This is a genomic window from Acidaminococcus intestini DSM 21505 (genome assembly GCF_000425045.1).
Taxonomy (GTDB): Bacteria; Bacillota; Negativicutes; order Acidaminococcales; family Acidaminococcaceae; genus Acidaminococcus; species Acidaminococcus intestini.
Map to the genome: position 1 here is coordinate 1 of NZ_AULA01000036.1, position 26,424 is coordinate 26,424.

Sequence of the window (26,424 nt, forward strand, 5' to 3'; positions counted from 1 at the left end):
ATTTCTTGGGCACTTTCAGCATGGATAGACCTGGTAAAAAGCGCTGATTTACCGGAAATGAACTCTCTGGTTAAGTCCTTTACCTATTGGTACGAAGAAATTAGGAGCGCCCTTATATATCCTTACTCCAACGGCTTTACTGAAGGCTGCAACAATAAAATCAAGGTGTTAAAACGTGTCTCATTTGGTCTGCGCAATTTTGAGCGCTTTCGTAATAGGATCTTGTACATTAACACACGCAACGAAAAAGGACACGCACTGTATTCAGTGCATGTCCTCTCCAGGAGTGCATAGACACTTTAGCACCCCAAAATTTGACAAAGAACCTTTTTTGTTGCAAGTAAAAAAAAGAAATTCCTTGCGGTAATCCTTCTTCTTCGTGCAGGTCCTTCCCGTAGAGATCAGTACAATGCCAATTAGGCATTGCAGCTTACTTAAAATAGGTATTTAACATAGTAGAACAGATGCAATAAAATAAAATGGCTGCGAGAAGACCGATGATTATCTATGCCTCTCTTTCCTTATAGGGGAAAACCCTGATAGATTATTTGAAAAAGCAGACTTATAAGGATGATCATGACTATAGCGGAGAAGGATTGAATGAAATGAGGAATCCAAGTGGGATGAAAGGAACCTTTTCTATGGATGCCATAGAACTAAATCACCATGTACAGATGCCCTTGCTTGGAATGGGTGTTTTTCAGGTAACTGATTATGGATTGTGCAAAAGAAGCATTCTGACCGCTTTGAACATTGGGTATCGACTGATTGATACGGCTGCCTGCTATGAAAAGGAAGGAGCAGAGTGAGAAGCCGTTAAGGAATGTGGGATTTCCAGAAAAGAAGTTTTCCTAACTTTCAAGATGTAGATTCAGGATGCAGGGTACGATAAAACCATGTGTTCTTTTGAAAAGACCTTAAAGAATCTTCAGAGGGACTATCTCAATCTCTACCTGATTTATATACCATATAGGGATTGCTATGGAAGCTGACGAGCCATGGAGGAACTGTATCAAGCTGGTAAGATCAAGGCCATAGGAGTCTGTAACTTTATGCCAGACAGGCTTGTAGATTTGGTCATAAGCAATGAGATTGTTCTGGCCGTCAATCAAGTTGAGCTTCAGCTTTTTTCCCAGCAGGAGGAATTACAGCGTGTCATGGATCAGTACCATAACTGCCCCGTGGCTTGGACTTTTTTGCAGAGGGACATGCTGGCTTTTTTCAGCCTCCTGTTTTAGCTGGAATTGGTCCAAAGTATGGGAAAACGACGGCTCAAGTCATCCTGCGATGGCTTTTCCAAAGCCGTATCGTTGATATTCCTAGATTGGTCCATGCTGAACGAATCTACCAAAATTTTCGTACGAACGATTTCATGCTTTTTAATAAAGATATGGCAGAAATTACTGGAGGTCCCATTCTGATTTTGGATGTCCATAGTCTGAAAGAGATATATCGGCCCACAAGATCAAACTTGAGCAATAAGGAGGCAAACGAAATGGAGTATACAAAATTAGGAACAACGGATATTGAAGTGTCTAAACTATGCGTTGGCTGTATGAGCTTTGGCAAGGCAGGAACCATGCATGACTGGACGCTGGATAAACAGCAGAGTGAAGCTGTGATTCGGCATGCCTTGGACTTAGGCATTAATTTTTTTGATACAGCCAATGGTTATTCTGCTGGAACAAGTGAAGAATATTTGGGGCGTGCGATAAAACATAATATTGCTAGGAATAAAGTCGTAATCGCTTCTAAGGTGTACTTTAATGAGGGCCGGTTATCGCGGAAGGCCATTATGCGAGAAATCGAAGGTAGTCTCAAACGATTGGGAACAGATTATCTCGACTTATATATCATCCATCGCTTTGATTATGAAACACCCATTGAAGAAACCATGGAGGCGTTGCATGAGTTGGTCAGAGCTGGTAAAGTGCGCGCTTTAGGCGCTTCGGCTATGTACGGATACCAGTTCTATCATATGCAGATGGCAGCAAAAGAGCATGGGTGGACGCCCTTTTCTGTCATGGAGAACCATTACAACCTGATTTACCGTGAAGATGAGCGAGAGCTGATTCCTATTTGCAAACAAATGAATGTTTCCTTGATGCCATACAGCCCGCTGGCCTCAGGTCATCTGACAAGAGCAAAGTGGTCATCTGGGTCTCTTAGGGGGCGAACGGATAAGGTGGCTGCTGGGAAATATGATCGTATGAAGGAGCAGGATGTCAAAATAATTAAAAGGGTACAGGAGCTTTCTGAGCGCCACCATTATACAATGGCTCAGATAGCGCTTGCCTGGCAGTGGGCAAAGGGTGTTTCGTCTCCCATTATTGGAGCAACGAAAGCACATTATTTAGATGACGCGTCTGCTGCGCTGAAGGTAAAGCTTTCCCCTCAGGAGATTGATTATCTGGAAGAAAATTATGTGCCTCATCCCATTGTGGGGGCAGTTGATAGAAATCCAAAACCAGGTGTTATGCTGCTGGATGTGAAGCATTCGTTATGTTAAGAAATGAAGGAGCTTTCAAGTGATGATGACTTGGAAGCTTCTTTATTTTCTGGAGGAGGCTCTCATATAAAAGTGAAGTTTTAAAGAGAATTACCGTCTTGACCTCGTTTATAGTTTCTATTTTCTTTAGGTACAATGCAGGAAGCCGCATACCGTCTGCGCTGGATCAGATGACGTCGAATCTTTCCCCTCAGGACCCGATTCCTTCGAAATGGATTCGCAAGCTTCCCATGTGTGAGGAGAGAAAGGAATGGAATCGTGACAGGGGGTACGTGAGACGCTGAATGATTTACTGAGCCTACGGCTCAAAAATTTGTGCAGAAAGCGTTTGCATAAGATAACGATAGGAGCCGGTGGAGCAAAGCGGGACAAGGGGACGCAAATCCCTTTTTTCCTTTTTAATAAAATATGCCCTTTTAGCCAAAGCCGCCTTTTTATCGTTGAAGTTCTCTTCCTAATAGGGCGCTTACCGGTTTGGCGCTGGACATCCAGTCTTTGGCATCACAGCCTCCTTCTCCTTTTTTGTTTAAGCTACTTCTTAAAAAAGTCCTTGCAATATACCTTATGGGGGTATATAATAAATCTCGTAATAAAATACCCATAAGGGGTATATAAAGAAAGGACGATAGGTATGAAAGAGACTGTTTTGCAGGTGGAAAACCTGCAGAAAGATTTTAAGGCAAAGTCGGGCGTCATCCACGCCGTAAAACATGTTTCCTTCCAAGTGGAAAAAGGCGAGATCTTTGGTTTCTTAGGTGCTAACGGCGCCGGTAAGTCGACGACCATCAACATGGTGACGACACAGCTGCTTCCTACGGGCGGTAAGATTCTCTATGATGGAAAGGATCTTACGGGTGATGTGGCTGCCATTCGCCGTAAGATTGGTGTGGTCGCTCAGCATAACAACCTGGAGCGGCAGCTCACGGCAGAGGAGAACCTCTATTATCACGGTCGTTATTTTGGCATGGACCCTAAGGTCATCCGTGAGCGTTCGGAAGCGCTGCTGCGGAAGTTTGGTCTATGGGAACGCCGTAAGGACTTTGTTCGTTCCTATTCAGGCGGCATGGCGCAGCGTCTCAAGATTGCGCGGGCCATGCTCCACAATCCGGAAGTTCTCTTCCTCGATGAGCCGACAACAGGCCTTGACCCAAACTATCGCAAGATTCTTTGGGACCAGATGCTTAAGATGAATCGAGAAGGGACGACCATTTTCCTCACAACCCATTATATGGAAGAAGTTGAGTCCTTCTGTGACCATGTCGCTATCATGAAGCAGGGTGAGCTTCTTGCTTATGGGACTGTGGAAGATCTTGAAAAACAAACGGGGACCCGTTCCCTCAATGATGTATTCCTGACCCTCACAGACCGTGACGGCGTCGATGATCGGCAAACTGCCAATAGGGAGGCGTAAACTGATGAGTACTTCAAATCATGAAACAAAAACGGCCTTTTGGGCCATGGTGTCCCGGGACCTTTTGGTTCAGTGGCGGGATCATAATGAATTCATCTTTCGGGTGGCCATGCTGCCCTTGATTCTCATTGTTGTCTATGGCTTTATGCTGCCGACGGTGGGCCTTTTGCCTGCGGAATTTCCGACCCATATGTTCTGCGGTATGATTGGTATGAGCATGCTCATTACGGGTATTCACGGAACGGCTGTACCGATTTCCATGGATTTCCATAACCTCCGCGAAATTGAAGACCGACTCCTGGCGCCTGTATCAAGCCGCACTGTTGCTTATGCCAAGATGACTGTCGGCGTCCTTGAATCCTTTGTGGGGGGCCTTATCGTTCTTCCCATTTCACTGATCTTTATGGGCCACGCCATTTCTATCGACCTTTCCCCGGAGCGACTGCCTCTCCTTGTTCTGGTCCTTCTTCTCACGGCGTTTGCTTCTGCTGCTATGGGACTCCTTGTGGGGACCATCATCAAACCCTCCCAGATTGCCGCCATGTTCCCCGGTTTTCTCATGCCTGTTGTTTTTTTGGGAAGCATCTTTTATACCTGGCACCAGCTAGCGCCCCTTCCTGTCATGCAGGCTATAACGCTCATCGATCCCTTGACCTGGATCAATGAAGCCATTCGCGCCGTCATGACGCCCCAAATCTACAGTCTGCCCCTGTGGGGAACACTCCTTGGCATGGTGATTTGGATCCTTTTTATGGGACGAGTGGCTTTTAAGCGGTTTGATCGGATGGTGTATCGTCATTGATTTGTTTCTTGGAGCACAAATCGTTCCGATTCTCCGGAAGAACGTACCTTCATTGCTTAATTCCTTAATTCCTTAATTTAAGGATGCGATGGGGGCATGCCGATTCGTGGATGTTTCGTTTCTGGTGGGGGAATAGCCTGCGCCTGGGCGCTCCCCCTCCTAACCATGTGTCGTCATCTCCCTCGCCCAGCTCATTAAAGCAGACGCTTTTTGCAATCTTCGGCCCATATGGGCCCATCTACTTTGTCGCCCACACTCCTAACCTCCTAGACGTACATAAATCGTACGCCGTCGTCGGTGGAAGCGGGGGCTCTTTAGATTTCGTTCATATCAGTATTTATTAGACTTAGAGCTGAGTATTGTGACCAGCGCGTACCGCCGTTTACTCTTTTGCTTCACCGTCTTTTCCCTTCCGGTCTTTTAGCATCACAGCAATACAGCTTTTTCCTCAGTATCTTTCGCTCGACAGCTAGATCCGCCGGATCGAAACAGCTTTTCAGGGCTGATGCCCTGAAAAGACAGCCTGACAGCCCACTTTAAATCACTGTCTTTTTCCTGTATAATACCCTTATCATCATCTCACTCTTTAGGAGGAAACATGCCTAAAAATAGACTGGAAGCGTTCAGTGACGGCGTCCTTGCCATCATCATCACCATCATGGTCCTTGCCATGGAGGCGCCGGAAGGAAAATCTTGGCGCGATCTTGGCGCCGTTATTCCGACGTTCATTGGCTACATTATCAGCTATACCTATGTTGGGATTTACTGGGTGAATCATCACCGACTGCTCCAGTCCGTGGAGACCATCAAGGGTCGAAGCCTGTGGGCCAATCTTTTGTGGATGTTTTTTGCGTCCCTCATTCCTTTTGCTACGGCCTGGGCTTCTAATACAGGATTTGCCGCTGTACCCGTTTCTCTTTATGGTGGGGTCCTTTTCCTTACGGCCATCGCTTATCAAACCCTTGATATGACCATCCGTCACGCCAAAGGACAAATGGACAGCCTTTGGACGGTGGCGACGGGGGACAGACGGAACCTTCTCACGGTCACAAGCTATGCCGTTACGGTGCCGCTTGCCTACATCTATGTTCCTGCGGTCTATTTGATTTATGTTCTGACAGCCTTTTTATGGATCTTTCCTGAAGTAGAAGGCCACGCTTCTTGAAACCCTGCTTGTCAGGCCCTTTGCTTTCTCAATCAGTGAGGAGGTAAGGGGCTTTTCTTGACGCGGTACGGTCCTCATTGTATCATGAAAGGAAGTAGAAACCGGTAAGAAGGGAGGATCCCATCTTGTATGATCCGCGTCTTGAGACATTTTTGTGCGTTGCCGACAATGGCAGTTTCAATAAAGCGGCCGAAGTTTTATACATTTCTCCGCCTGCTGTCATCAAACAGATCAATGGCCTTGAAAAAAGCTTGGGCTTTTCGCTTTTTCTACGGACTCACCGCGGTCTTTTTCTCACCGCAGCAGGGGCCTCCCTTGCCGAAGATGCCCGTTACGTCATTCAGTACAGCAAGGATTCCATCGTCCGGGCCCGGAGGGCCATGGAGCAGGGGGCAGAGACCATCCGCATCGGGTCTTCGCCCATGACGCCGGCCCAGGTCCTTGTGGATTTGATGCCTCAGTTGCAGGACTTTGATCAAAGAATCAAATTCCAGGTCATTCCTTTTGAAAACACGCCGGAAAACGCGCGGGAAATCTTGTCTCATTTAGGACGCAATATTGATGTTGTGGCGGGGATTTTTGACGAAACGATGCTGCGCCTGCGGAGATGCCAGGGTTTTGAACTTAAAAGGACCCCCCTTTGCTGTGCCCTTTCCCTGCATCATCCCTTGGCGAGAAAGGACTTTCTCACCGTAGAGGACCTTCATGGCGAGGCGCTCATGCTCATTCGGGAAGGGTGGAACCATTATGTGGATGAACTGCGTCACGATCTCATGGACGGGCATCCTGAAATCAAATTGATAGACTTTGATTTTTATGATACGGAAGCCTTTAACGAATGTGACCGGAAGAACGCCCTCCTTATGGCCGTTCCTCAGTGGGAAGCTGTTCATCCTCTTCTTAAGATCCTTCCTGTGAGGTGGGACTACACGGTCCCTTATGGGCTCCTTTACGGGCATAAGCCTTCGGCGCCAGTAAAGCGCTTTTTGCACGCCCTTGCGCAGATAACGGAAAGGTTTACTAAAAACGAGCTTTAACGAAAAGGTTCATACTGCAAAGCGAAACGAGACTTCTGTGGAGGTCTCGCTTTTCTTATAATGGGGACATAAGCGAAAAGGAGGATCCCCTATGAAGATAACCTTTGGCATCCTTGCCCTTTCGGCACTCCTGCTCTTTGGTTCCGGCTGCGGGGACATGCAGGCGAGCCAAGCGCCGCAAAAAGAGCAGACCATAGAGGAAAGGAACACGACGATGAACGGACATTTCACGCAAAAGACGCCCATCAAAGAGGTTATGGAATCGCCTGTTTTTAAACCTTACGGGCGGCTCCTTTTCCCCGTTCATACAGGCTGCTGGAGCGGTCACACCTTGGAAGACCTCCGACTCATTTGGTACTGTCACATCGACCCCAAGGAGACGACAGCCATTGTCAATGACCTTTGGGAGCGGGCGCAGCAAAAAGAAACGGTATTTTATGATATCTACAGCGTTGCCGAAAAGGCGGCGGACCCCCGCAAAAAGGACACGGGCCTTTTTTTCTTCAAAGGCCGGAAAGGGGCTCCTTTTGCCGTTGTGAACGCTGGCGGCGGCTTTATCTATGTGGGCGCCATGCACGATAGTTTTCCCCATGCTTATGAGCTTTCTAAACGGGGCTATAACGCCTTTGCCCTCATCTACCGGCCGGGCGCGCAAACGGCCTGCGAAGACCTGGCGCGGGCCATCAGCTTCATCTTTGCCCATGCGGATGAACTGGGCGTTGACATCAAGGACTATTCCCTTTGGGGCGGTTCGGCAGGGGCCCGCATGGCGGCCTACCTTGGCTCTTACGGGCCCGTAGCTTTTGGCGGGAATGACCTGCCTCGTCCAGGGGCTGTCATCATGGAGTACACGGGCCATTCGGATTACACCAAAAATGACCCGCCAACCTTTGCCGTGGTTGGTGACGATGATGGCATCGCCAATTGGCGCGTTATGCAGCGCCGGTTGGAAATCCTAAGCAATCTTGGCATTCCCACGGAATTCCATCATTATCCCGGCCTTGGCCATGGCTTTGGTCTTGGCACCGGAACGGCGTCAGAAGGCTGGTTTGATAAGGCCGTTGCCTTCTGGGAAGCACAAATGAAAAAATAACCGAGGAGGAAAGAATCATCATGAAAAAAAGGATGCTTGGAAAAGACCTTGAAGTTTCTGCCATCGGTCTTGGCTGTATGGGCATGAGCCATGCTTATGGCGCGCCTAGTGACCGCAAGGAAATGACGGAACTGATTGCGCGCGCCGTCGAGCTTGGCTGCACATTTTTTGACACGGCTGAATCCTACGGCACGGAAGAAAACCCTCACGACAATGAAGAACTTTTGGGGATTGCTTTAAAGCCCTATCGCAGCAAGGTGAAGATTGCCACGAAGTTTGGCATCAGTTTTGACTGGGACGCACCGTCCGTCAATAAACCGCTCATCGTCGATTCTTGTCCGGAAACGATCCGCAAAAGCGTGGAAGGCTCCCTAAAACGGCTTCAGACGGACCATATCGACCTGTACTACCAGCACCGCGTCGACCCCAAGATTCCTATTGAGGAAGTGGCGGGAACGGTGAAGGACCTTATTGATGAGGGAAAGATTACCCATTGGGGCCTTTCCGAAGTGGACGAAGAAACGCTGCGTCGGGCCCACAAGGTCTGCCCGGTGACGGCCATCCAGAACCGCTATTCCATGATGGCCCGCTGGTATGAATCTCTTTTCCCCGTCTTGGAGGAACTGGGCGTGGGCTTTGTTGCTTTTTCGCCCCTTGCAAACGGCTTTTTGACGGCGGCCTACAAAAAGGGCACGGCCTTTACGGAAAAAGGCGATTACCGCTCCGTCATGGCCCAATTTTCCAGTGAAGGGCAGGCTGAAAATGCAGGCCTCGTAGCCCTTCTCGAAAAGATCGCCCGCGAAAAAAACGCCACGCCGGCCCAGGTTTCCCTTGCCTGGATGCTAGAGAAAAAGCCCTATATTGTGCCCATTCCAGGGACGCGGAAGTGCAGCCGTCTCGAAGAAAACTTGGGCGCTGCAGCCCTTAGATTTACGCCGGAAGAACTGGCGTCCCTTGACGGAGAGCTGCGCCATACGAAAATGTCTGCGGTTTTTGGCGGCACGGCCATCAAAAAATAAATCGGTATGATTCACTAAGTGACAATAGGAGGCACTATTATGCGTAAAAATCTTGGAACGAAACCTTTCTTTTATCCACTGCCCGTCCTCATCATTGGTTCCTACGATGAAAAGGGGAAGCCGGACCTTATGAACGCCGCTTGGGGCGGACTTTATGAAGCAGATAAGGTGATCTTGAGCCTTAGCCAAAGTCATCAGACAACGGAAAACATCAAGGTAAAGAAAGCCTTTACCATCAGCTTTGCTGATAAGGCACATCTTGTTTCCGCTGATTACGTGGGCCTTGTGTCAGCAAAAAATGAACCAAAGAAAGTGGAAAAATCGGGCTTCCACGTTGTAAAAAGTGAATTTGTCGACGCCCCCCTTGTAATAGATCTCCCCGTTGCCCTTGAGTGCACCCTCATTAAGGTGAACGAAGACGGAAGCCTTATTGGCAAGATTGAAAATGTAAGCATCGATGAAAGTGCCCTTGATGTTGAGGGAAACCTTGATATGACGCGGTTCGCGCCCCTTTCCTTTGAACCTTTCCATCGTACCTATCACGTCCTTGGCGAAAAAGTCGGCACGGCTTTTAAGGATGGGGGCGAACTGAAATGACGGAGAAACCTTTTGTGGTCTGCCATATGCTGACAAGCCTCAACGGCAAGATCGATGGGGCCTTCTTTGATAATCCGGCGGCTGGACCTGGCCTTGACCGCACGGGTAAGATCCGCAGCGGCTACCATTGTGACGCCATTGTTTTTGGCGCGGTGACCATTGAAGCCTTCTGCGAGGGAAAACTTAATGAGGCAGTCCTTGCAGGTAAAAAGGACCTTCCCAAAAAGGATTGGGTGAGCCCGGAAGTGGCAGATAATGAGGGCTTTCAGGTGGTCCTCGATCCCCTGGGAAGGCTTGCCTACCATCGGCCTTTCCTGCAGCGCGGTACAGGGCCCCGTCAGCACATCATTGAAGTGGTGTCGGAAAAAGTCTCCGGCGCTTATCTTTCCTATCTCCGGGAAGTGGGCGTCTCCTATATTGTAGCCGGCGAGGATAGCCTTAAAGGCTCCGTCATCCTGCAAAAACTAGCGGACCTTTTTGGTATTTCCCGCATTGCCTTAAGCGGCGGCGGCCTCACGAACGGCACCTTCCTGCGGGAGGGCCTTATTGATGAACTGAGTCTTGTCATCGTTCCCGTCGCGGAAATGGAAAAGGGGGCAACCTCTTTTGAAGCCATGGATGGGGCGCCCCTTTTGAAGAACCCGGCCTTTATCTTAAAGGGTGTGGAAGTCCTTGCAAAAGATGCGCTGTGGATCCGCTATGAGCGGGTAAATGGATAAGGAGGGTAGGGATGAAAAAGAGGCAATTTCTTGCAGCGGCCCTTTTTAGTGCGGCCGTGATGACTTTTGGCACGGTTTCTTTCGGAGAAGCGGCAGAATCCCTTCAGATCAAGGAACAAGGCATCTTTTCTGCCGGCGGGACCGTGCTCCATTCTCCGGGAACCTTTGACATCAGTCACTACTATACGTCGCGGGAAGGGTCCACGGCCCATGTGGACCACGCCAATGTCCTTTATGAAGTGCCCCAAAAGGAAACGGGCCTTCCCATGGTCTTTCTCCATGGCTATGGTCAGTCCCGCACGGGATGGATGGCGACGCCGGACGGCAAGCCGGGCTGGGCGGATTTCTTTTTGCGCCACGGTCACAGTGTGTACCTTATTGATGAACCGCGCCGTGGTGAGGCAGGGGCAACAGGGAAGGCGGGCACCATGACGACGACCCCTAGTGACCAGACTTGGTATACGCAGTTTCGCATCGGTACCTACAAAAATGGCGCCTTTACATATAATAAGGACTCCAAGTTCCCCAAAGGAGAAGCGGCCCTGAACCAGTTCTTCCGGCAGATGACACCGGATACGGGCATGGATAACGCCGCCGGTGAGCAGGCCATTGATACGGATGTTGTCGCAAAGGCCGTCGCTGCTGCCATTGATGAAATCTACGACCGGACGGGGAAAAAGTCCATCCTCGTGACCCATTCCCAGGGCGGCGGACCGGGCTGGGAAACGGTACGCTACACGCCTCATGTAGCGGCCATTGTCGCCATTGAACCGGGCGGCGCTGCAGCGCCTGGCAGTGCGGCTTATAAAGCCATGGCAGAGCAAAAAATCCCTGTCACCTTCTATTATGGGGACTATATTGGAAATGACCTTCCTGACATTCCCGCAGCTGCTATGTGGCAGCGCATGGCAGAAACGGCCGATACATTTACAGCGGCCTATGAAAAAGAAGGACTTACGAGTACGGTCGTCCATTTGCCCAAGCTCGGCATCAAAGGAAACTCTCATTTTATGTTCGAAGAAGCAAATCGTGACGAGATTGCAGAATTGCTTGAGAAGTGGCTTCAAACGTACGCCGCAAAATGAATTTCATAAGTAGCAGAGCAGGGAACCTAAGGCGGATTAAATACATTTAGTCTTTTTTTACCCTGGGAATGCCGCGGGAAAGCCCATGGAAAGAAAAATCTTTCGAGAAAAAATTGTAGTCACTACGGAGAAAAAAGTGGCACTTTTAGTAAAAATGGTGTAGTATAGCCTAGTAATCCACTTGGCTAATGGCTTACCCTAGATAGGGACAGCACGTTCCGTTCCTATCCAGTTACATCAAGCTGCGGGACGGCAGGTCTTCCTTGCGGGCATGGTGCACCAAAGGAACCGATCCGTCCGTTTTTTCAAAGGGAGATTATCATGCGTACTTCGATTCCTGTTTCATCCCTTTACCCTTTGCTGGGCCTCTCTGCTTCCGCCTTTTTGTTCAATACGTCGGAATTTATGCCCATTGGCTTGCTCCTTGATATTTCCCAATCCTTCGGCATGTCGCCGGGCCACACGGGCATCATGATCACGCTCTACGCCTGGTTTGTAGGGTTCCTTTCCCTGCCCCTCATGCTGGCAACGTGCCGCATGGCACCGAAACGGCTCCTCCTTTTTACCATGGCCCTTTTTGTCATAGGTCAGGCGGGCTCCGGTCTTGCCGTCAATTTCCCCATGCTCGTCGCCTTCCGCATTGTCGTCGCCTGTGCCCATTCGATCTTTTGGGCCATTGTGGGCCCGTCGGCAACGCAGATTGTGCCGCGGGGGCATCAGCCTTTTGCCCTTTCCATGGTCGCAACGGGTACATCCATTGCCATGATCTTGGGGCTCCCCTTGGGGCGGCTCATTGGTCTTGCCCTTGGGTGGCGCATGACCTTCCTGTTCCTTTCCTTTGTTTCCCTATTGGACATGGCCTATCTGTGGCGTATCTTCCCTGTGCTGACGCAAGGGGCGCCCTTTACGCTCCATGACCTGCCCGGCCTTTTGCGAAATCCCATTGTCATGGGTGTGTCCTTCCTGGCCCTTCTGTATGCAGGCTCCTATTTCACGGTCTACAGCTACATCGAGCCCTTTCTTGAAACGGTGGCCCATTTCTCGGCCCAAGGCATTACGTGGACACTTGTCTTCCTTGGTGTCTGCGGCATCGGCGGCAGTGCTGTCTTTTTCCGCTTTTATGAAGCGCGCCGCCAGCCCGTATTTTACTTTGAACTGGGGGCCCTTCTTGCGGTCATGGTGCTCTTTTTGCCGGCAGCGTCCTTCCGCCCGACTATGCTCCTTTGCTGCATGGTCTTTGGCATGATCTTTACCATGTTCGGGACCACTATGCAGGCCGAACTCATCCGTGGCTGCCCCCAAGCGGCAGCGCCTGTTGCCATGGCTATTTATTCGGGCATTTTCAACGTGGGGATTGCAAGCGGCACCTGGCTTGGTGGACACCTTGTTTCAAGGGACCTGCTGTCCTACATCGGCTTTGCCGGTGCCGTCCTTGCTGTAGGTGCGACCCTTGTTGCCCTGTGCTTTTACGTGCCGAAAATAAAGGCAGGAAGCGGGCAGCCTTAACTTCATCATAGAACCCGGAGCAGGGGAGACGCCCTGCTTCGGGATTTTTGTTATGTAACGGCAACTAAACGGTGCAATTTGTGCGCTGAGCCAAAATATTGACCTCCTTCATATGGTATAATAGGATAGCAGCCTTAAAACAAAGGAATGCAGAAAGGATGAATCCCATGAAAGAACTGACCCCCGACCTTCTTCAGGAGTTTAGCCGGTCCTATGCCCAAAAAGACGGGGCACAGACCCTTCATACAATGCTTTATAAAACCGATATGGCGGACCTTTCCTACGTGCCGCTTAAAGGGGCGGCCCTTAAAGGCGCTTTTTCCGTGGAAGTAAAGACCCGCGGCATTACGGCCCAGGAACAGTCCGGTCGATGCTGGCTGTTTGCGGCCCTAAACATCCTCCGCGAAAAGGTGGCGGAAAAATGCAAGCTTGATGAATTTGAGCTTTCTCAGAACTACCTTTCTTTTTATGATAAGCTGGAAAAATCCAATAACGTTCTGCAGATGGTCATCGACCATGCCCATGAACCCATTAAGGGGGAGCTCATGCAGTATGTGCTCCAGGGCGTTGCCGATGGAGGATACTGGTGCGAAGCCGTTGATCTCGTGGAAAAATACGGTGTTGTCCCCAAACAGGTCCAGCCGGAAACATACCAGTCAAGTCATACGGCTCGCTTTGTGAGCACCATCAATCGCCTTGTGCGCAAAGACGCCTGGGAACTGCGGGAACTCGTTCTTGCCGGAAAGGATCCTTATGCCCGTAAGAAGGAAATGATGCAGGAAATCTACGATGCCCAGTGCATTGCTTTTGGTGAACCGGTCCAGACCTTTGATTTTTCCTATCGAGACAAGGACAAGGTCTATCATGAGGAACGGAATCTGACGCCTCTTGATTTTTATCATCAATATGTCGAAGGTTCGCTCCGGGATTACGTAGCCATTGTCAATGAACCGACGGAGATCATGCCTCTTAATAAACCCATCCAGTTCCATGGAGTGGAAAACATGGTGGGCCGCGATATGCTGGCACTTAATTTGCCGCAAAAAGAGATGGAAGCGCTCTGCGTCAAACAGCTTGAAGCTGGAGATGCCATTTGGTTTGCCTGCGATGCTGGGGCTTATGGAGCGCGGAAGGAAGGCGTTTGGGATCCTGAGAGCGTTTGCTGCGAGGCCCTTTTGGGCGGATTTTCAACAGCTATGCCCAAAGGCAGGCGCCTCGAGTATAACAGCAGTTCGGCAACGCATGCCATGATCCTTGTAGGCGTTCATTTTGATGAGACAGGTGTGCCCGACCGCTGGAAAATTGAAAATTCCTGGGGCAAGGATGTAGGCGACGGCGGTTATTTCGTCTGTTCCGAGAAATATTTCGAGGACTTTGTATACGAAGCCGTTATCCATAAAAAGCACTTGACGGAAGCACAGCGCAAGATGCTTGAAGAAGAACCGGTCATCATCAATGCTTGGGATGAGGATCACTGAAAAATTCTAAAATGTTCTTGACATTCCCCTAAAAATTGTGTAAGATATCACAGTCAGCTGTTTTAACGGAGTGGTACTCAAGTGGCTGAAGAGGACGGTTTGCTAAATCGTTAGGAGGGTTAAACCTCGCCAGGGTTCAAATCCCTGCCACTCCGCCATATTGGATGATAAGCCTTCAGGAGCAATCCTGAAGGCTTTTTTAGTTTTTACTCAGCCCAAAAATTGGGCTGGGTTGATGTAGACGTGAGCTCATTGCTTTAAGTAAAGATGAATCTAAAGCAATAGGCTCATGACCTATCGTAAGATGGACCATCTCACGATTTACGATAGATGACGCCTGGGCGCTTCCCCTCCTAACCTTTTGTCGTCACCTCCAGCGCCCAGCTCATCAGGCAAGAAGCTTTTTTCAGCCTATGGACCTATACGCGGCCATCTGCGTTGTCGCCAACGTCCTCAATCGCCTCGACGTATCGGCCTCTGGCCGCAAGGAAACTCGCGCGTCGCCGATTTGTTTTTGGTGGCGCCGCTTCGGAGAACCTTTGCGCAACAGATTCCGCGTCGCTGCGCTAGCGGATTGCTGGTGTCTCAGGTCCGCCGTCGTCGATGAGGCCGGGTGCTCCTAGCATCCGACTACGTCTAGGCCATATGTGAAAAAAGCAAATGAAAATAAAAAAGACCAAAGGAGCAACGACAAATCGTGTTCCTACGGGACTGGGCGGACCGCTACGGTCTTTTGCCTTAGAATTTCTTTGTATTTGCCTTACAAGCTCCTCCTTCCGACAAGAAACGTACCCTTCGACAACACAATTGACGCATAGCGCCAATCCGCTCCCTTTCGGTGGAGGGTGAGGAGCGCGGCGACGTTACATTACGAGCGGTAAGCGAAGAACATTTTTCGATGGTTCAAGGCTGCCTTAAGGCATGGCCTTAGCCGTGCCGGCAGACCGCAAAACCCTGTTATCGAAAAATTTGGTTGGCGCCCAGTACCGCAGGGACATGGTTTGGCGTCGGCATCACGGTCTTTCTCCTTATGGTCTTTTAGTATCAAAGCACCCCAGCGTCACAGTACCATAGCCTTTTCCATGCAATCCTTCGCTCGACAGTGAGAGCCGCAGGCTCGAGACAGCCATTCAGGGCCCATGGCCTGAATAGACAGCTTGATAGCCGCCTTCCAAATTTCCTTCTTTTCATGTATCATAAGCATGTATCTGATTTCAATGTAAAGGAGAATCCTTATGCTGCAGGATATTGGTCAAGGTCTTTTCCGTAATGAATATATGCCGGTGCCACCCCAGAAAGAAGACATTGTCTTTTCCTTTGATGGCGGCAAGACCCTTCTTCGGGAAGGCGAGGAAGGAATCGAGGTACCCCTTGTTGGGTCGCTAAAGGAGGCAGAGCTACCCCATTTGCAGTATCTTTTTCGCATTGGGGAACGGTCTTATTACCTTTGGATGGGGAAGGAGCCGCTTCAGAAGGCGCGCTTTTCCTATGAAATCGTCCGCAAATTCCGCTTGGCCTGTCCTCAGGCCCTCTGCTTTGCGGGAGAGACGGCCTATCATCTGTACCGCTGGTACCGGGACAATCGGTTCTGCGGAGTCTGCGGCCATGAGATGGTCCATGATACAGTAGAACGGGCCATGCGCTGCCCCAGCTGTGAGCATGTGGTCTATCCTAAGATTATGCCTGCCGTTATTGTCGGCGTCATCCACGAGGGAAAGCTTCTTACAAGCCGCTATGCCGGCCGGGCTTATGGCGGTCTCGCCCTTATTGCCGGTTTTGTTGAAATTGGTGAGACCGGTGAAGACACGGTGCGCCGGGAAGTTATGGAAGAGGTGGGCCTTAAAGTAAAGAACATCACCTACTTTGCTACCCAGCCCTGGGGCTTTGAATCAGATCTGCTCTTGGGGTACTTCTGTGAAGTCGATGGGGATCCGACCATCCATGTGGATCACAGGGAGCTTGCCACAGCAGAATGGATGGATGCGGAGATGCTCCAAAAAGAGGAACTTCAAACCATTACCCTAACGGCAACGATGATGGATACCTTTCGTAAAGGCCTCTATCCACCTAAAAATAAACTCTTTCGTCAAGGGAAGGAGTAATCACCATTATTTTTGACAAATGTCAGAAATAATGGTATTATATGACATATGTCAGAAAAAGAAAAGGAGGCCCATGCATGGGCAGAACGAAACGGAGCCGCAGGGTAGGGACTTATCCCGAGTGGAATAGCTTTGTCCCCGAAGAAGGGGAGCACCCAGAGACAGTCTTTCTTTCCATCGAGGAATTTGAGACCATCCGTCTTATCGATTATGAACATTTGACGCAACAGGCTTGTGCTGACAATATGCAGGTTGCGCGGACAACGGTGACGGATATGTACGACCATGCCCGTTTCATCCTTGCTGACTGTCTTATAAGCGGCAAGAAACTTGTCATTGCCGGAGGCCACTACAAGCTCAAGGAAACCGCTTTACGAGGCAATGATTTTGTAAAACAGAAAGGACTTGATATTATGCGTGTTGCTGTTCCCTATGAAGAAGGTTCCGTGTTCCAGCATTTTGGCCGGACGGAAACCTTTAAAGTCTACGATATTGATCACGGTGCTATTGTCTCGTCCGCCCTTCTGTCCACGATGGGCCAGGGCCATGGCGCGCTGAGCGGCTTTCTGCGGGAAGCCGGTGTGGATACGGTCCTTTGCGGCGGTATCGGTGAAGGCGCAAGACAGGCCTTGGGCGCGGAAAAAATCAACTTTTATGCCGGCGTGACCGGTTTATGTGACGACGCTGCCGCGGCTTTTTTAGCGGGGAATCTTGTGTATTCAAATGAGCCACGTGCCTGCGACCATCATGACCACCATGAGGTCGGCTGTCATCACAGGTAAGATCAATGGAGCAGGGAGCACCCGAGTCTTTCAGGTGCTCTTTTTTTGTGGCACCTTTTGAGAAAAAGGAGTTCATCATGGATTACCATATTCGTCCCCTGGAAAAACGGGATTATACGCTGCTGCCCGATTTTCTATATGAAACAATTTATGTTCCCAAAGGACGGAAGAAGCCGTCCAAAAAGATCCTAAATATGCCCGAACTGCGACTTTATACCCATGGGTTTGGGCAAAAAGCTTCTGATTTTGGTTTTGCAGCGGAGTGGAAGCATCATGTGATTGGCACGGTATGGGCCCGCATCATGAAAGATTATTCCCATATCAATAAGGAAATTCCTTCCCTTGTCCTTTCCATCAGTGCGTCCCATAGGGGCAAAGGATTGGGCACTAGGCTTCTGACAAAACTCATGAAAGAGGCAAAGCTCATTGGCTATCCGGCCCTTTCCCTTTCGGTCCAGGTCTCGAATCCGGCACGGTTTCTCTACAAAAAACTGGGCTTTGAATCTCTGACTGTCGTCAAAGGGGAAACGGAGGAAGAAATCGTTATGGTGAAGGAATTTTCTTAAAGTCTGTGGACGCTCTCCTTTTCATTTCGTATAATAAAAGGGTATGAAATAGAAAGGACCGTTATTTATGGATCGTATTCTTCTTTTAGCGGCTGCACTCCTATGGGGCGGCACGCTGTCAGCCCAGCGCATCAGCACACAGTTTCTCGGGGCTTTTTCCTTTATGGGTGTCCGCTATCTTGCGGGCTTTTTATCCATGCTGCCCATTGTCTATTGGGAACAGCGGTATCATAACCATGCCATCGACGGAGAAAAAAAGCCTTTTTCTCTTGTCCTAGCGGCGGCAATCCTTGCCATCTTCCTTACGGCGGGGACCGGTTTTCAGCAACTGGGAATGTTCTACACGACAGCGGGCAAGGCGGGGTTCATTACGAGCCTTTATATCGTCATCGTGCCGTTTTTTGCCTACTTTGTGGGGCAGCCCCTTCGTCGGACTGCTATCATCGGGAGCCTCCTTGCCATGATCGGTATGTATTTTCTTGCGTATCCTACGGATGGAGCTTCTTTTAACCGCGGTGATATCTTGATTGCCATTTGTTCCGTCGTCTGGTCTATCTATATCCTGCTTGTGGACCGCTGGGCTGTTCATTATGCAGGGTTTACCCTCGTTGCCGTGGAATTCTTTTTTGCCAGCATCTACAACCTTGTCTTAAGTCAGCTTGCTGGCGAAGTCATTACCCTGAATCATATTGAGGCAGCCCTTTGGCCAATCTTGTACTGCGGCTTTTTGGGCGGCGGCCTTGCTTATTCCTTCCAGTTTATCGGGCAGCGCGGCGTGGGACCGACCGAAGCGTCACTGCTTTTAAGTTCGGAAACTGTCTTCAGCGTCATCGGCGGCTGGCTAATCTTGGGGGAAATCCTGTCCGGAAGGGAATTGGTGGGTTGCTTGTTTATGCTGATGGGAATCATTAGCAGTCAGATTAAAATTAAATAGAACTCGGAACAAAAATTGCTCTGATTCGATGCAGTTACGTGTCATCATTGGATTTTAAATGATTGATCTTATGCCAATGATGGCATGTCCCGTCGTAACATGATACGTACCATAATCTTATGTTAAAGTCGCCCGAAATATGCCTCCGTCCGTCCCTTTTGAGGCAGCCAAAAAATTGGGCTGATTTGATGAAGTACGTGAGTCCATTGCTTTGAGAAAAATTAATCTGAAGCAACGGACTCATGGCATATCGTACAACGGAACGTTTCACGGTAGGGGATAGCTATTGCCTGGGCGCTTCCTTTCCTAACTATGTGCCGTTACCTCCAGTGCCTAGCTTATCAAAGCGGAATCTTTTTGCAATCTTCGTGCTATATGGGCCTATCTACGATGTTGCTGGCGACCTCCATTTCCTCAACGTACCGGCCTCTGGCCGCGAGGAAACTCACGCGTTGCCGCTTCGGAGAACCTTCGCGCAACAGCTCTTGCGTCGCTGCGCTAGCGGATTGCTGGCGTCTCAGGTTTGACTCGTCGCGGAGACCGCGGGCTCCTCGTACCTGGATCCATCTGAACCGAATTTACAAAAAGCAATTGGAAGAAAAGAATGGAACGGGCGGGCCAAATCGCTCTACGGGAGGGGGCCGAATTGATTTTTCAATCACACGGTCCTGTAGCCGAATCGCTTCTACAGCGTCTTGCGATTTGCGGCTTTGGCCCATTGAAAAATGATCCTCGCTAACCGCTCGTGATGAGACGTCGGGCAAAAATCGCCTTCCTCATCCATTCCCTACTCCTGCAAGCAAGCCTTTTCGGTGGATACCCCTGCCTTGGTAAGGCGGAAAGACCAGAAATCAAAACGATTGTAAAGCTTAAGACCATGAAACAAGTCCTAAACCGAATTTAGATACAGGTTCGGTTTAGGACTCTTCGTTTATATTTTTGTTCTTCAGAAATTGATTTTTATACAGAAATCACGACCGAATCTGGAACAACCCGCGTTCGTGTTTTCCCTCTGAGCTCGACTCGTGCAGTCGATCCGCCTTTGCCAAGGTGGGGGACCCAAACCGGGACATTTCTACAAGCTGGCATCATCAACATTTCTCGGTTTTGGTGATGGATGAGGACGCACAGTGACGTTTCCCAGCGAACGATAGTGAGGACCATTCGCCCGAGTCCCAAGCTCGCTTTGGATCGCCAGTGGAAGAGCGCAGGGACATGTTTCCGAACGAATTTAATTCGGCGCCCAGTCCCGTAGGGACACGGTTTGGCATTGGCCTCGCGATTTTTTAGCATTACAGCATCAAAGCCCCCAGCGGCCTCTAGTCCTCTTCAGAACGACAGCAAAAGCCGCAGGCTCGAGACCGCCTTTCAGGGATTAGGCCCTGAAAGGTCAACTTGGCAGTCTAAATAGTCTTTTAGTCAGCCCGATTTTTGGGCTGATTTTCTCTCTCCAGCAGCCACTTCTTCCTTTCTATTCCTCCCGCATATCCTGTCAGCGAGCCATCCTTTCCAATCACTCGGTGGCAAGGGATGATGATGGAAATGGGATTCCGTCCAACGGCGTTTCCCACGGCTTGGGCGGAGAAGTGGGGTTTCCCATCTTCTTTTGCAATTTCTGCTGCAATGGCGCCGTAGGTCGTAACGTTACCATAAGGGATGGCAAGGAGCTTTTGCCATACCCTTTTTTGGAAGGCTGTTCCTTTCGGTGCCAAGGGGAGCATTCCTGGATCTGGCTGTTTACCCTTAAAGTAGCACATTAGATAGGTCTTAACGGTTTTCCAAAGGGGCAGCGATTCCAAGGATTCAAAGGAGCCCTCTTCCATGGTTCCGTCATAGCGCTGGCCCACAAAATAAAGGGCCGTCACATTTTCCCCGTCACTTTGGACGGAAATATCTCCCAAGGGGGAGTCGTATATGGCTTGATAGATCATCGTTCTTCCTTTCTTTTCCTTAGCGCCATAGGCTCACGGTCGCATAACTTCTGAAAGGCCGCCACGCTTCGGCAAGGGTCAGGCGCTCTTTTGGCGTTGTTCCCGGCAGAGCATGCTTGATACCGGCATCGGTCTCAAGAAAAATATCCGGGTCTTTGAGGACACGCATGGCTATATAGTCACTTGTCCAACGGCCAATGCCTTTCAGCGCTAGGAGTGCTTTTTTTGTTTCCTCTCGGCTTCTGGTACCGTCAAGGCGCAGGGAGCCGTCCATAAGGGCCTGCGCGAGGGCCCTTATGGACGCGGATTTCGAGGAGATGATGCCGAGTTTTCCCAATTCATCAGAGAGGCTTTCTCCATAGGAAAGGATCTTTTCCGGTGTGGGGAAAAGGTGGGTGAGACCGGGATGGCCTGTTTCAATAGGTGTTCCCAAGACTGCCACAAAACGCGCGGCAAGAGTACTTGCCGCTTTCACTGTAATCTGCTGACCTAAGATGGCCCGCACAGCCGTTTCAAAACCGTCAAAGGCTCCGGGAATGCGGATTCCTTCTGCAAAAGTGCCGGGAACCCCATCATTCATGGCGTAAAGCACGGCGGCAATGGTTTCCGGAAAAGCTGCCAGGTCAAACTGCCGGGATACGCGAAAGATAACATCTGAGAGAACGGGAAGCAGCGAGTCCGAAAGGGTCAGGGTGAGGGCATTGCACTTTTTGTTGGGCGAAACGGAAATGATTCCATGATAACGCGCTCCTTTTTCCCCTGCAAGGGTTACGGTACGCTTATAGATGCCTTCCGAAACGGTCTCGATGCCTTTCATGGCACGCCCTTTCAAAAAGTCAAAAAGCGGCGACGCAAGATAGGGCGGGCGATAGGTGAGGGTGAGCGAGAGCGTCCCCAATGCAGGATGGGACGAGTCCAGTCGGCGCAGGGCTGTCGGCGTCAAGTGGTACCGTTCCTGAAAAAGTTCATTCAGTCGCCTGGTGCTGCCAAATCCTGAAGCGAGGGTAATCTCTGCAATGGGAAGGGACGAATCCTGGAGCAGGGCTTTGGCAAGAAGCAGGCGACAGGTTTCAAGATAAGTCACGGGTGTTACGTGGAAACGGTCCCAAAAGGCACGGCGCATGTGGCGACTTGAATAGCCAAAACGCGCTGCCATTCCTTCAAGGGAAAGAGGGGTGCTGGCGTGGGACCACAGGTAAGCGCCCATCTTTTCCGCAAGGCTGTCCGTTCCTAGAAGGCTTGCTGAAAAGGAAGGCCGTTCCGGGTGGCAGACGAGGCAGGGCCGATAGCCTGCTGCTTCCGCCTCGGCCGCGCTTTCAAAAAAATCACAGTTTTTTGCACTGGCCCGTCGGGCCGGACAAATGGGCCGGCAGTAGATGCCCGTTGATTTGATTCCAACAAAAAGCACACCGTCGTAGGACGTGTCGCGGCTGCGGTAGGCCTCATAGGCTTCTTTGACGGGTAACTTCATAAGCGGGGAACACCTCCTTTTTTCACACTATACCACGATTCCACGAAAAAAGCTCGCGGTTTTCGGACATGGATAGGTAAGGGCTTTTCCCTTCCTGCGTTGCAAGGACGCTTCAATTTATGGTAAAATTTTGTGGTTTATCAAAGCGGGCATGGGTCCGCCATAGAAAAGAGGAATTTGCTGCTGTGAACAAGATAGGAATCATTGTGAATGCCGATGATTTTGGCCGTCACGAGCTCATCAATGGAGCCGTTCGGGAAGGCTGCCAAAATGGGCTTATCCGTTCGGCAACCCTTATGGTCATGGGGAATGCCTTTGCTGATGCTGTAAAGACAGCCAAGGAGCTGCCTGAACTCGGTGTCGGGGTTCATTTGACCGTTGTGGATGGTACGCCGATCCTAGCGCCAAAACAGATTCCTTCCCTCATTGACCCCAAGACGGGCCGCTTTTACGCAGACCACGGGGCCTTTGTCAAAGCCTATGCGAAAGGGAAAATCCGGATGAGCGATGTGCGCCACGAGTGGGAAGCCCAGATTGAGAAGTTTCTTGCTTCCGGCCTCATTCCGACCCATGTGGACAGTCATCAGCATATGCATGTCCTGCCTGGCCTTATCGATGTGGCCCTTGACCTGTGCGCCCGCTATATGATCCCTGCCATGCGAATTCCTTCCATCCCCGTGGATTTGCGTCAGACGACGCTTAAGAACCTGGGCGAACAAATTGGCCGTACGGGGCTTCACGTTCTTGCCGAACGGGCACGAAAGAAGGCTAAAGCCTTTCAGCTTGTCGTGCCTGATGCCTTTGGCGGCATCGTAGCAGGACGGGCCGTGGATAAAAAGACCATCCGACAGATCCTTTTAAGTCATTATCAAGGGGTAACGGAAATCATGGTCCATCCTGGTCTTGATGACGCCATTCTTAGTGCCGATGCGCACTGGGACCACAGCTTTGAAACGGAACTTGCGGCTGTGACCGACGAGGGAAATCGCTCCATTTGTGAAGCTCTTTCCATTCATGTCATGAATTTCAGGGACCTTGTGGAAGAAAGGAAACAGCCATGATCTATACGGTAACACTCAATCCGTCCCTTGACTATATTGTGGACGTGGAAAACCTTACGGTTGGCGCCATCAACCGAAGCACGAAGGAAGCCATTTACCCCGGCGGCAAGGGCATCAACGTGTCCATCATCCTTTCCCGTCTCGGCGCCGAGACAACGGTAATTGGCTTCAAAGCGGGCTTTACAGGGGAAAACCTGGAGCACCTTGTCCAAAAAGAAGGCATCAAGGCTCAGCTTCTTTCGGTTGAAAAAGGCTTTACCCGCATCAACGTGAAAGTGCGGGGAAAGGAAGAGACGGCCATTAACGGCGCCGGACCAGAAGTGGCGGAAAAGGAATTAGCTGACCTTACAACCCGTCTTGAAGGTCTCGGAAAAGATGATACCCTCGTCCTTTCCGGGAGTGCACCTAAAAAAGCTGCCGATACGCTCTACGCAGATCTTGCAGCGAGGATGGAAGCCCGCGGCACACGCTGCGTTATCGATGCAACGGGCATGCTTCTTACAAAAGCGCTGCCCTATCACCCCTTCCTCGTAAAACCCAATCTAGAAGAACTCGAGGAAATCGTAGGTAAAAAGCTTGATGGTCTTTCTGCCATCGAAATCGCGGCGCAGCAGATGCAGCAGCTGGGAGCGCGGAATGTCCTTGTCTCCTTAGGCGGAGAGGGTGCCCTTCTTATCGATGAAAAAGGCCATGCTCATCACCACAGGGCCCCAAAGGGAAAAGTCCTCAATACAGTTGGTGCCGGTGACAGTATGGTCGCAGGTTTTCTCGCAGGGTACGAAAAGACCGGTGATTATGCAAAGGCTCTCCATTGGGGCATCTGCGCTGGCAGTGCCACGGCCTTTACAATGCATTTAGCAAGTCAAGCGGCGATGAAAGAACTGATTGAAAAGGGAGAATGACATGAAAATCACGGATCTGCTCAAAAAAGAGAGTGTCCTCTTAGAAGGTCACGCCACTGACAAAAAAGACGCCCTCCATACCTTGGTGGGTCTCATGGCCAAACAAGGAAACGTCGCCGATGTGGAAACGTACGAAGCCTGCGTTCTTAAGCGGGAAGAAGAGGGCAGTACAGGTGTTGGCGAGGGCGTTGCCATTCCTCATGCCAAGACGAGTGCTGTCACACGTCCTGGTCTTGCCTTTATGCGCTGCCTTGATGGCGTGGAATTTGATTCCCTCGACGGACAGCCAGCAAAACTCTTTTTCCTCATTGCCGCACCGGACAGTAAGGACAACGTCCATTTGGACGTATTGAGCCGCCTGTCGACGCTCCTCATGGACCCTGATTTTATTAATGGTCTCATGGCTGTAACAAGTGAGGACGAACTTTTTGCTCTCATCACAAAAGCTGAAGCGGAAAAGTTTGCTGACGAAGAGCCGGCAGAAGAAGCCACTCCTGCTGTGGCAGGGGATAAGAAGGCACCCTATCAGGTCCTTGCCGTCACAGCCTGCCCGACGGGCATTGCTCACACTTATATGGCGGCCGAAAGCCTGGAGCAACATGCGGCCAAAAAGGGTATTTCCATCAAAGTTGAGACCAACGGCCAAAGCGGCATCAAGCATGCCCTCACGGCTGAAGAAATCGAAGGGACGGAAGGCATCATCGTCGCTGCTGATAAGTACGTTCCCATGAACCGCTTCAAGGGAAAACGTGTCGTCATCGTAAAGGTTGCGGACGGTATCAATAAAGCGGATGCCCTCCTTGATGAAGCCCTTTCGGGGAAGGTCCCCATTTTTGAAGGGGAGACCGGCGGAAGTAAAACCGCAGCGGAAGAAGCCGCAGAAAGCGGTGCCCGTAAGATCTATAAGCACCTTATGGACGGCGTTTCCCATATGCTGCCCTTTGTCATTGGCGGGGGCATCCTCATCGCCCTTGCCTTCCTTGCTGATATGAGTGCTGCGGGGACGGCCCAGTTCGGGAACAGCACGCCTTTTGCGGCCTTCCTCAAAAATACGGGGAGCATGGCCTTTGGCTTCATGATGCCCATGCTCGCAGGCTTCATTAGTCAGAGCATTGCCGACAGGCCGGGTCTTCTTGTCGGTATCATGGCCGGCGCCCTTGCAAGTGCGGGCGGCAGTGGTTTTTTTGGGGCGCTTATCGGCGGTTTTGCAGCCGGCTACCTCATTCTTCTATTAAAGAAACTCGTAAGCGGTTTGCCTCAGTCTCTGGAAAGCCTGAAACCAATTCTCATCTATCCCGTCATCGGTCTCCTTCTCATTGGGGCTCTCATGGCTGGCGTCATCAACCCTGTCATGGCTTCCTTTAATCAGTGGGTGACTGGTTCCCTGGCTCATATGGGCGGCACGAGCAAAGTTCTCATGGGCTTTATCCTGGGTGGTATGATGAGCATTGACTTTGGCGGGCCGCTCAACAAGGCTGCCTATGTTTTTGGCACGGCTTCCCTTGCTGGCGCCGATGGGTCCGCCGTTTCATCCCCCTTCATGGCTGCTGTCATGATAGGCGGCATGGTGCCCCCCGTAGCCATTGCCATTGCAACGCAGTGCTTCCGCAGCAAGTTCACGGAAAAAGATCGCAAGTCCTTTGTCTCGACTTTTGTCATGGGTCTTGCTTTCATTACGGAAGGGGCCATTCCTTTTGCTGCAGAAGATCCGATGAGGGTCATCCCGTCATGCGCCATTGGTGCTGCGGTAGCAGGGGCCCTCAGCATGTACTTTGGCTGCTCTGTGCCCGCGCCGCACGGCGGAATATTTGTCTTTGGCGTTGTCCAAAATACCGGCATGTATCTCGTATCCCTTGCTGTAGGCTCCGTCGTTGGGGCGGTCCTTCTGGGTGTTTTAAAGAAAAAAGTATAAGTTCATAGAGGCTGTGAAAAATGATGTGTACCCCAAAAACTGGACGCATATAAATTAGTTAAATGGCATTAGTGGATGTTTCCCGATATATTTCGGGAGGCATCCATTTTGTTTTTTTCTGAATCCTTTCCTTGTTGAAATAATGAATGTATTCTTTCACTGCTTTAGCAAATACCTTGAACGAGGTGTATTCTTTTTCGCTTCCGTAATACATTTCATTTTTCATCCGACCAAAAAAGGTCTCCATAATACTGTTGTCATAGCAGTTGCCCTTACGCGACATTGACTGTATAATTCCATGCTTTTTCAATTCACTTCTGTAATATTCATGCTGATACTGCC

The 26,424-nt window shown here is 50.4% G+C and carries 25 protein-coding genes and 1 tRNA gene; 23 read left to right on the forward strand and 3 right to left on the reverse strand.

What is annotated here, in order from left to right; genetic code table 11:
• The 20 genes from H503_RS0109660 to H503_RS0109755 form a co-directional block, all read left to right on the forward strand.
• Positions 1–294 (forward strand): transposase (locus tag H503_RS0109660; protein WP_162141342.1); only part of this gene is annotated, 294 nt, incomplete at its 5' end.
• 329 nt (positions 295–623) lie between these two features.
• Positions 624–809, forward strand: a complete 186-nt coding sequence (locus H503_RS12595) for a 2,5-didehydrogluconate reductase (RefSeq protein WP_197736356.1) — start codon at positions 624–626, stop codon at positions 807–809.
• A gap of 189 nt (positions 810–998) precedes the next feature.
• Positions 999–1,238 carry an aldo/keto reductase gene (locus tag H503_RS12600; protein WP_016459492.1) on the forward strand — a complete coding sequence of 80 codons (240 nt, stop codon included), beginning with the start codon at positions 999–1,001 and terminating at the stop codon, positions 1,236–1,238.
• A gap of 257 nt (positions 1,239–1,495) precedes the next feature.
• Entirely contained in the window at positions 1,496–2,509 is a 1,014-nt protein-coding gene (locus tag H503_RS0109675) for an aldo/keto reductase (protein ID WP_009016359.1), read from the forward strand.
• Between the two features lie 631 nt (positions 2,510–3,140).
• Positions 3,141–3,920 carry an ABC transporter ATP-binding protein gene (locus H503_RS0109680; RefSeq protein ID WP_009016360.1) on the forward strand — a complete coding sequence of 260 codons (780 nt, stop codon included), beginning with the start codon at positions 3,141–3,143 and terminating at the stop codon, positions 3,918–3,920.
• 4 nt (positions 3,921–3,924) lie between these two features.
• The gene (locus H503_RS0109685) at positions 3,925–4,722 is read left to right on the forward strand and encodes an ABC transporter permease (protein WP_014128655.1); all 798 of its coding nucleotides are present in this window, start codon (positions 3,925–3,927) and stop codon (positions 4,720–4,722) included.
• A 598-nt stretch (positions 4,723–5,320) separates the two neighbouring features.
• A complete protein-coding gene (locus H503_RS0109690; protein WP_009016362.1) occupies positions 5,321–5,887 on the forward strand; it encodes a TMEM175 family protein in 567 nt (188 codons plus the stop codon).
• A 125-nt stretch (positions 5,888–6,012) separates the two neighbouring features.
• A complete protein-coding gene (locus tag H503_RS0109695) occupies positions 6,013–6,924 on the forward strand; it encodes a LysR family transcriptional regulator (protein WP_014128654.1) in 912 nt (303 codons plus the stop codon).
• 91 nt (positions 6,925–7,015) lie between these two features.
• On the forward strand, positions 7,016–8,017 hold the full coding sequence (locus tag H503_RS0109700; RefSeq protein ID WP_014128653.1) for an alpha/beta hydrolase: 1,002 nt from the start codon (positions 7,016–7,018) through the stop codon (positions 8,015–8,017).
• 20 nt (positions 8,018–8,037) lie between these two features.
• The gene (locus H503_RS0109705) at positions 8,038–9,036 is read left to right on the forward strand and encodes an aldo/keto reductase (RefSeq protein WP_009016144.1); all 999 of its coding nucleotides are present in this window, start codon (positions 8,038–8,040) and stop codon (positions 9,034–9,036) included.
• Between the two features lie 39 nt (positions 9,037–9,075).
• Positions 9,076–9,633 (forward strand): flavin reductase family protein, encoded by a 558-nt coding sequence (locus H503_RS0109710; RefSeq protein ID WP_009016145.1) that lies wholly within the window; start codon positions 9,076–9,078, stop codon positions 9,631–9,633.
• On the forward strand, positions 9,630–10,352 hold the full coding sequence (locus tag H503_RS0109715; RefSeq protein WP_026385711.1) for a RibD family protein: 723 nt from the start codon (positions 9,630–9,632) through the stop codon (positions 10,350–10,352). The genes H503_RS0109710 and H503_RS0109715 overlap by 4 nt, the downstream gene beginning before the upstream one ends.
• Positions 10,353–10,363: 11 nt before the next feature.
• A complete protein-coding gene (locus tag H503_RS0109720) occupies positions 10,364–11,437 on the forward strand; it encodes an alpha/beta hydrolase (protein ID WP_009016147.1) in 1,074 nt (357 codons plus the stop codon).
• A gap of 321 nt (positions 11,438–11,758) precedes the next feature.
• Positions 11,759–12,943, forward strand: a complete 1,185-nt coding sequence (locus H503_RS0109725; RefSeq protein WP_026385712.1) for an MFS transporter — start codon at positions 11,759–11,761, stop codon at positions 12,941–12,943.
• Between the two features lie 167 nt (positions 12,944–13,110).
• Entirely contained in the window at positions 13,111–14,421 is a 1,311-nt protein-coding gene (locus tag H503_RS0109730; RefSeq protein ID WP_016459494.1) for a C1 family peptidase, read from the forward strand.
• Positions 14,422–14,488: 67 nt separating this feature from the next.
• Positions 14,489–14,579 (forward strand) — tRNA-Ser (locus H503_RS0109735).
• 1,077 nt (positions 14,580–15,656) lie between these two features.
• On the forward strand, positions 15,657–16,523 hold the full coding sequence (nudC, locus tag H503_RS0109740; RefSeq protein ID WP_009016150.1) for an NAD(+) diphosphatase: 867 nt from the start codon (positions 15,657–15,659) through the stop codon (positions 16,521–16,523).
• 77 nt (positions 16,524–16,600) lie between these two features.
• Complete coding sequence (locus H503_RS0109745) at positions 16,601–17,305, forward strand: DUF134 domain-containing protein (protein WP_014128651.1); 705 nt, start codon at positions 16,601–16,603, stop codon at positions 17,303–17,305.
• 77 nt (positions 17,306–17,382) lie between these two features.
• Positions 17,383–17,871: a GNAT family N-acetyltransferase gene (locus H503_RS0109750; RefSeq protein ID WP_009016152.1), complete on the forward strand. Its 489-nt coding sequence runs from the start codon at positions 17,383–17,385 to the stop codon at positions 17,869–17,871.
• 67 nt (positions 17,872–17,938) lie between these two features.
• Positions 17,939–18,805 (forward strand): DMT family transporter, encoded by an 867-nt coding sequence (locus tag H503_RS0109755; RefSeq protein WP_009016153.1) that lies wholly within the window; start codon positions 17,939–17,941, stop codon positions 18,803–18,805.
• A 1,415-nt stretch (positions 18,806–20,220) separates the two neighbouring features.
• Here the strand turns inward: H503_RS0109755 and H503_RS0109760 are convergent.
• Both H503_RS0109760 and H503_RS0109765 read right to left on the reverse strand, forming a co-directional pair.
• Positions 20,221–20,736 (reverse strand): methylated-DNA--[protein]-cysteine S-methyltransferase, encoded by a 516-nt coding sequence (locus H503_RS0109760; protein WP_009016154.1) that lies wholly within the window; start codon positions 20,734–20,736, stop codon positions 20,221–20,223.
• Between the two features lie 19 nt (positions 20,737–20,755).
• Positions 20,756–22,207: a DNA-3-methyladenine glycosylase 2 family protein gene (locus H503_RS0109765; protein ID WP_009016155.1), complete on the reverse strand. Its 1,452-nt coding sequence runs from the start codon at positions 22,205–22,207 to the stop codon at positions 20,756–20,758.
• Positions 22,208–22,392: 185 nt separating this feature from the next.
• On the opposite strand from H503_RS0109765, the gene H503_RS0109770 reads away from it, so the two are divergent.
• Genes H503_RS0109770 through H503_RS0109780 form a run of 3 tightly spaced genes read left to right on the forward strand, consistent with a single transcriptional unit; the run spans position 22,393 to position 26,082 of the window.
• Positions 22,393–23,268 carry a ChbG/HpnK family deacetylase gene (locus H503_RS0109770; protein ID WP_009016156.1) on the forward strand — a complete coding sequence of 292 codons (876 nt, stop codon included), beginning with the start codon at positions 22,393–22,395 and terminating at the stop codon, positions 23,266–23,268.
• Positions 23,265–24,170 carry a 1-phosphofructokinase gene (pfkB, locus tag H503_RS0109775; RefSeq protein WP_009016157.1) on the forward strand — a complete coding sequence of 302 codons (906 nt, stop codon included), beginning with the start codon at positions 23,265–23,267 and terminating at the stop codon, positions 24,168–24,170. The genes H503_RS0109770 and pfkB overlap by 4 nt, the downstream gene beginning before the upstream one ends.
• A gap of 1 nt (position 24,171) precedes the next feature.
• Entirely contained in the window at positions 24,172–26,082 is a 1,911-nt protein-coding gene (locus H503_RS0109780) for a PTS fructose transporter subunit IIABC (protein ID WP_026385713.1), read from the forward strand.
• 58 nt (positions 26,083–26,140) lie between these two features.
• Here H503_RS0109780 and H503_RS0109785 read toward each other — a convergent pair.
• The coding region (locus H503_RS0109785; protein ID WP_026385417.1) for an IS3 family transposase at positions 26,141–26,424 on the reverse strand (284 nt) is incomplete at its 5' end.

What these genes read in the sequence shown, in the direction of transcription:
- nudC (WP_009016150.1), top strand. Translation starts at nt 15,657, where the DNA reads ATGCTGCAGGATATTGGTCAAGGTCTTTTCCGTAATGAATATATGCCG.
- H503_RS0109755 (WP_009016153.1), top strand. Translation starts at nt 17,939, where the DNA reads ATGGATCGTATTCTTCTTTTAGCGGCTGCACTCCTATGGGGCGGCACG.
- H503_RS0109745 (WP_014128651.1), top strand. Translation starts at nt 16,601, where the DNA reads ATGGGCAGAACGAAACGGAGCCGCAGGGTAGGGACTTATCCCGAGTGG.
- H503_RS12595 (WP_197736356.1), top strand. Translation starts at nt 624, where the DNA reads ATGAAAGGAACCTTTTCTATGGATGCCATAGAACTAAATCACCATGTA.
- H503_RS0109700 (WP_014128653.1), top strand. Translation starts at nt 7,016, where the DNA reads ATGAAGATAACCTTTGGCATCCTTGCCCTTTCGGCACTCCTGCTCTTT.
- H503_RS0109750 (WP_009016152.1), top strand. Translation starts at nt 17,383, where the DNA reads ATGGATTACCATATTCGTCCCCTGGAAAAACGGGATTATACGCTGCTG.
- H503_RS0109690 (WP_009016362.1), top strand. Translation starts at nt 5,321, where the DNA reads ATGCCTAAAAATAGACTGGAAGCGTTCAGTGACGGCGTCCTTGCCATC.
- H503_RS0109680 (WP_009016360.1), top strand. Translation starts at nt 3,141, where the DNA reads ATGAAAGAGACTGTTTTGCAGGTGGAAAACCTGCAGAAAGATTTTAAG.
- H503_RS0109780 (WP_026385713.1), top strand. Translation starts at nt 24,172, where the DNA reads ATGAAAATCACGGATCTGCTCAAAAAAGAGAGTGTCCTCTTAGAAGGT.
- H503_RS0109730 (WP_016459494.1), top strand. Translation starts at nt 13,111, where the DNA reads ATGAAAGAACTGACCCCCGACCTTCTTCAGGAGTTTAGCCGGTCCTAT.
- H503_RS0109760 (WP_009016154.1), bottom strand. Translation starts at nt 20,736, where the DNA reads ATGATCTATCAAGCCATATACGACTCCCCCTTGGGAGATATTTCCGTC.
- pfkB (WP_009016157.1), top strand. Translation starts at nt 23,265, where the DNA reads ATGATCTATACGGTAACACTCAATCCGTCCCTTGACTATATTGTGGAC.
- H503_RS0109715 (WP_026385711.1), top strand. Translation starts at nt 9,630, where the DNA reads ATGACGGAGAAACCTTTTGTGGTCTGCCATATGCTGACAAGCCTCAAC.
- H503_RS0109710 (WP_009016145.1), top strand. Translation starts at nt 9,076, where the DNA reads ATGCGTAAAAATCTTGGAACGAAACCTTTCTTTTATCCACTGCCCGTC.
- H503_RS0109725 (WP_026385712.1), top strand. Translation starts at nt 11,759, where the DNA reads ATGCGTACTTCGATTCCTGTTTCATCCCTTTACCCTTTGCTGGGCCTC.
- H503_RS12600 (WP_016459492.1), top strand. Translation starts at nt 999, where the DNA reads ATGGAGGAACTGTATCAAGCTGGTAAGATCAAGGCCATAGGAGTCTGT.
- H503_RS0109685 (WP_014128655.1), top strand. Translation starts at nt 3,925, where the DNA reads ATGAGTACTTCAAATCATGAAACAAAAACGGCCTTTTGGGCCATGGTG.
- H503_RS0109720 (WP_009016147.1), top strand. Translation starts at nt 10,364, where the DNA reads ATGAAAAAGAGGCAATTTCTTGCAGCGGCCCTTTTTAGTGCGGCCGTG.
- H503_RS0109765 (WP_009016155.1), bottom strand. Translation starts at nt 22,207, where the DNA reads ATGAAGTTACCCGTCAAAGAAGCCTATGAGGCCTACCGCAGCCGCGAC.
- H503_RS0109675 (WP_009016359.1), top strand. Translation starts at nt 1,496, where the DNA reads ATGGAGTATACAAAATTAGGAACAACGGATATTGAAGTGTCTAAACTA.
- H503_RS0109705 (WP_009016144.1), top strand. Translation starts at nt 8,038, where the DNA reads ATGAAAAAAAGGATGCTTGGAAAAGACCTTGAAGTTTCTGCCATCGGT.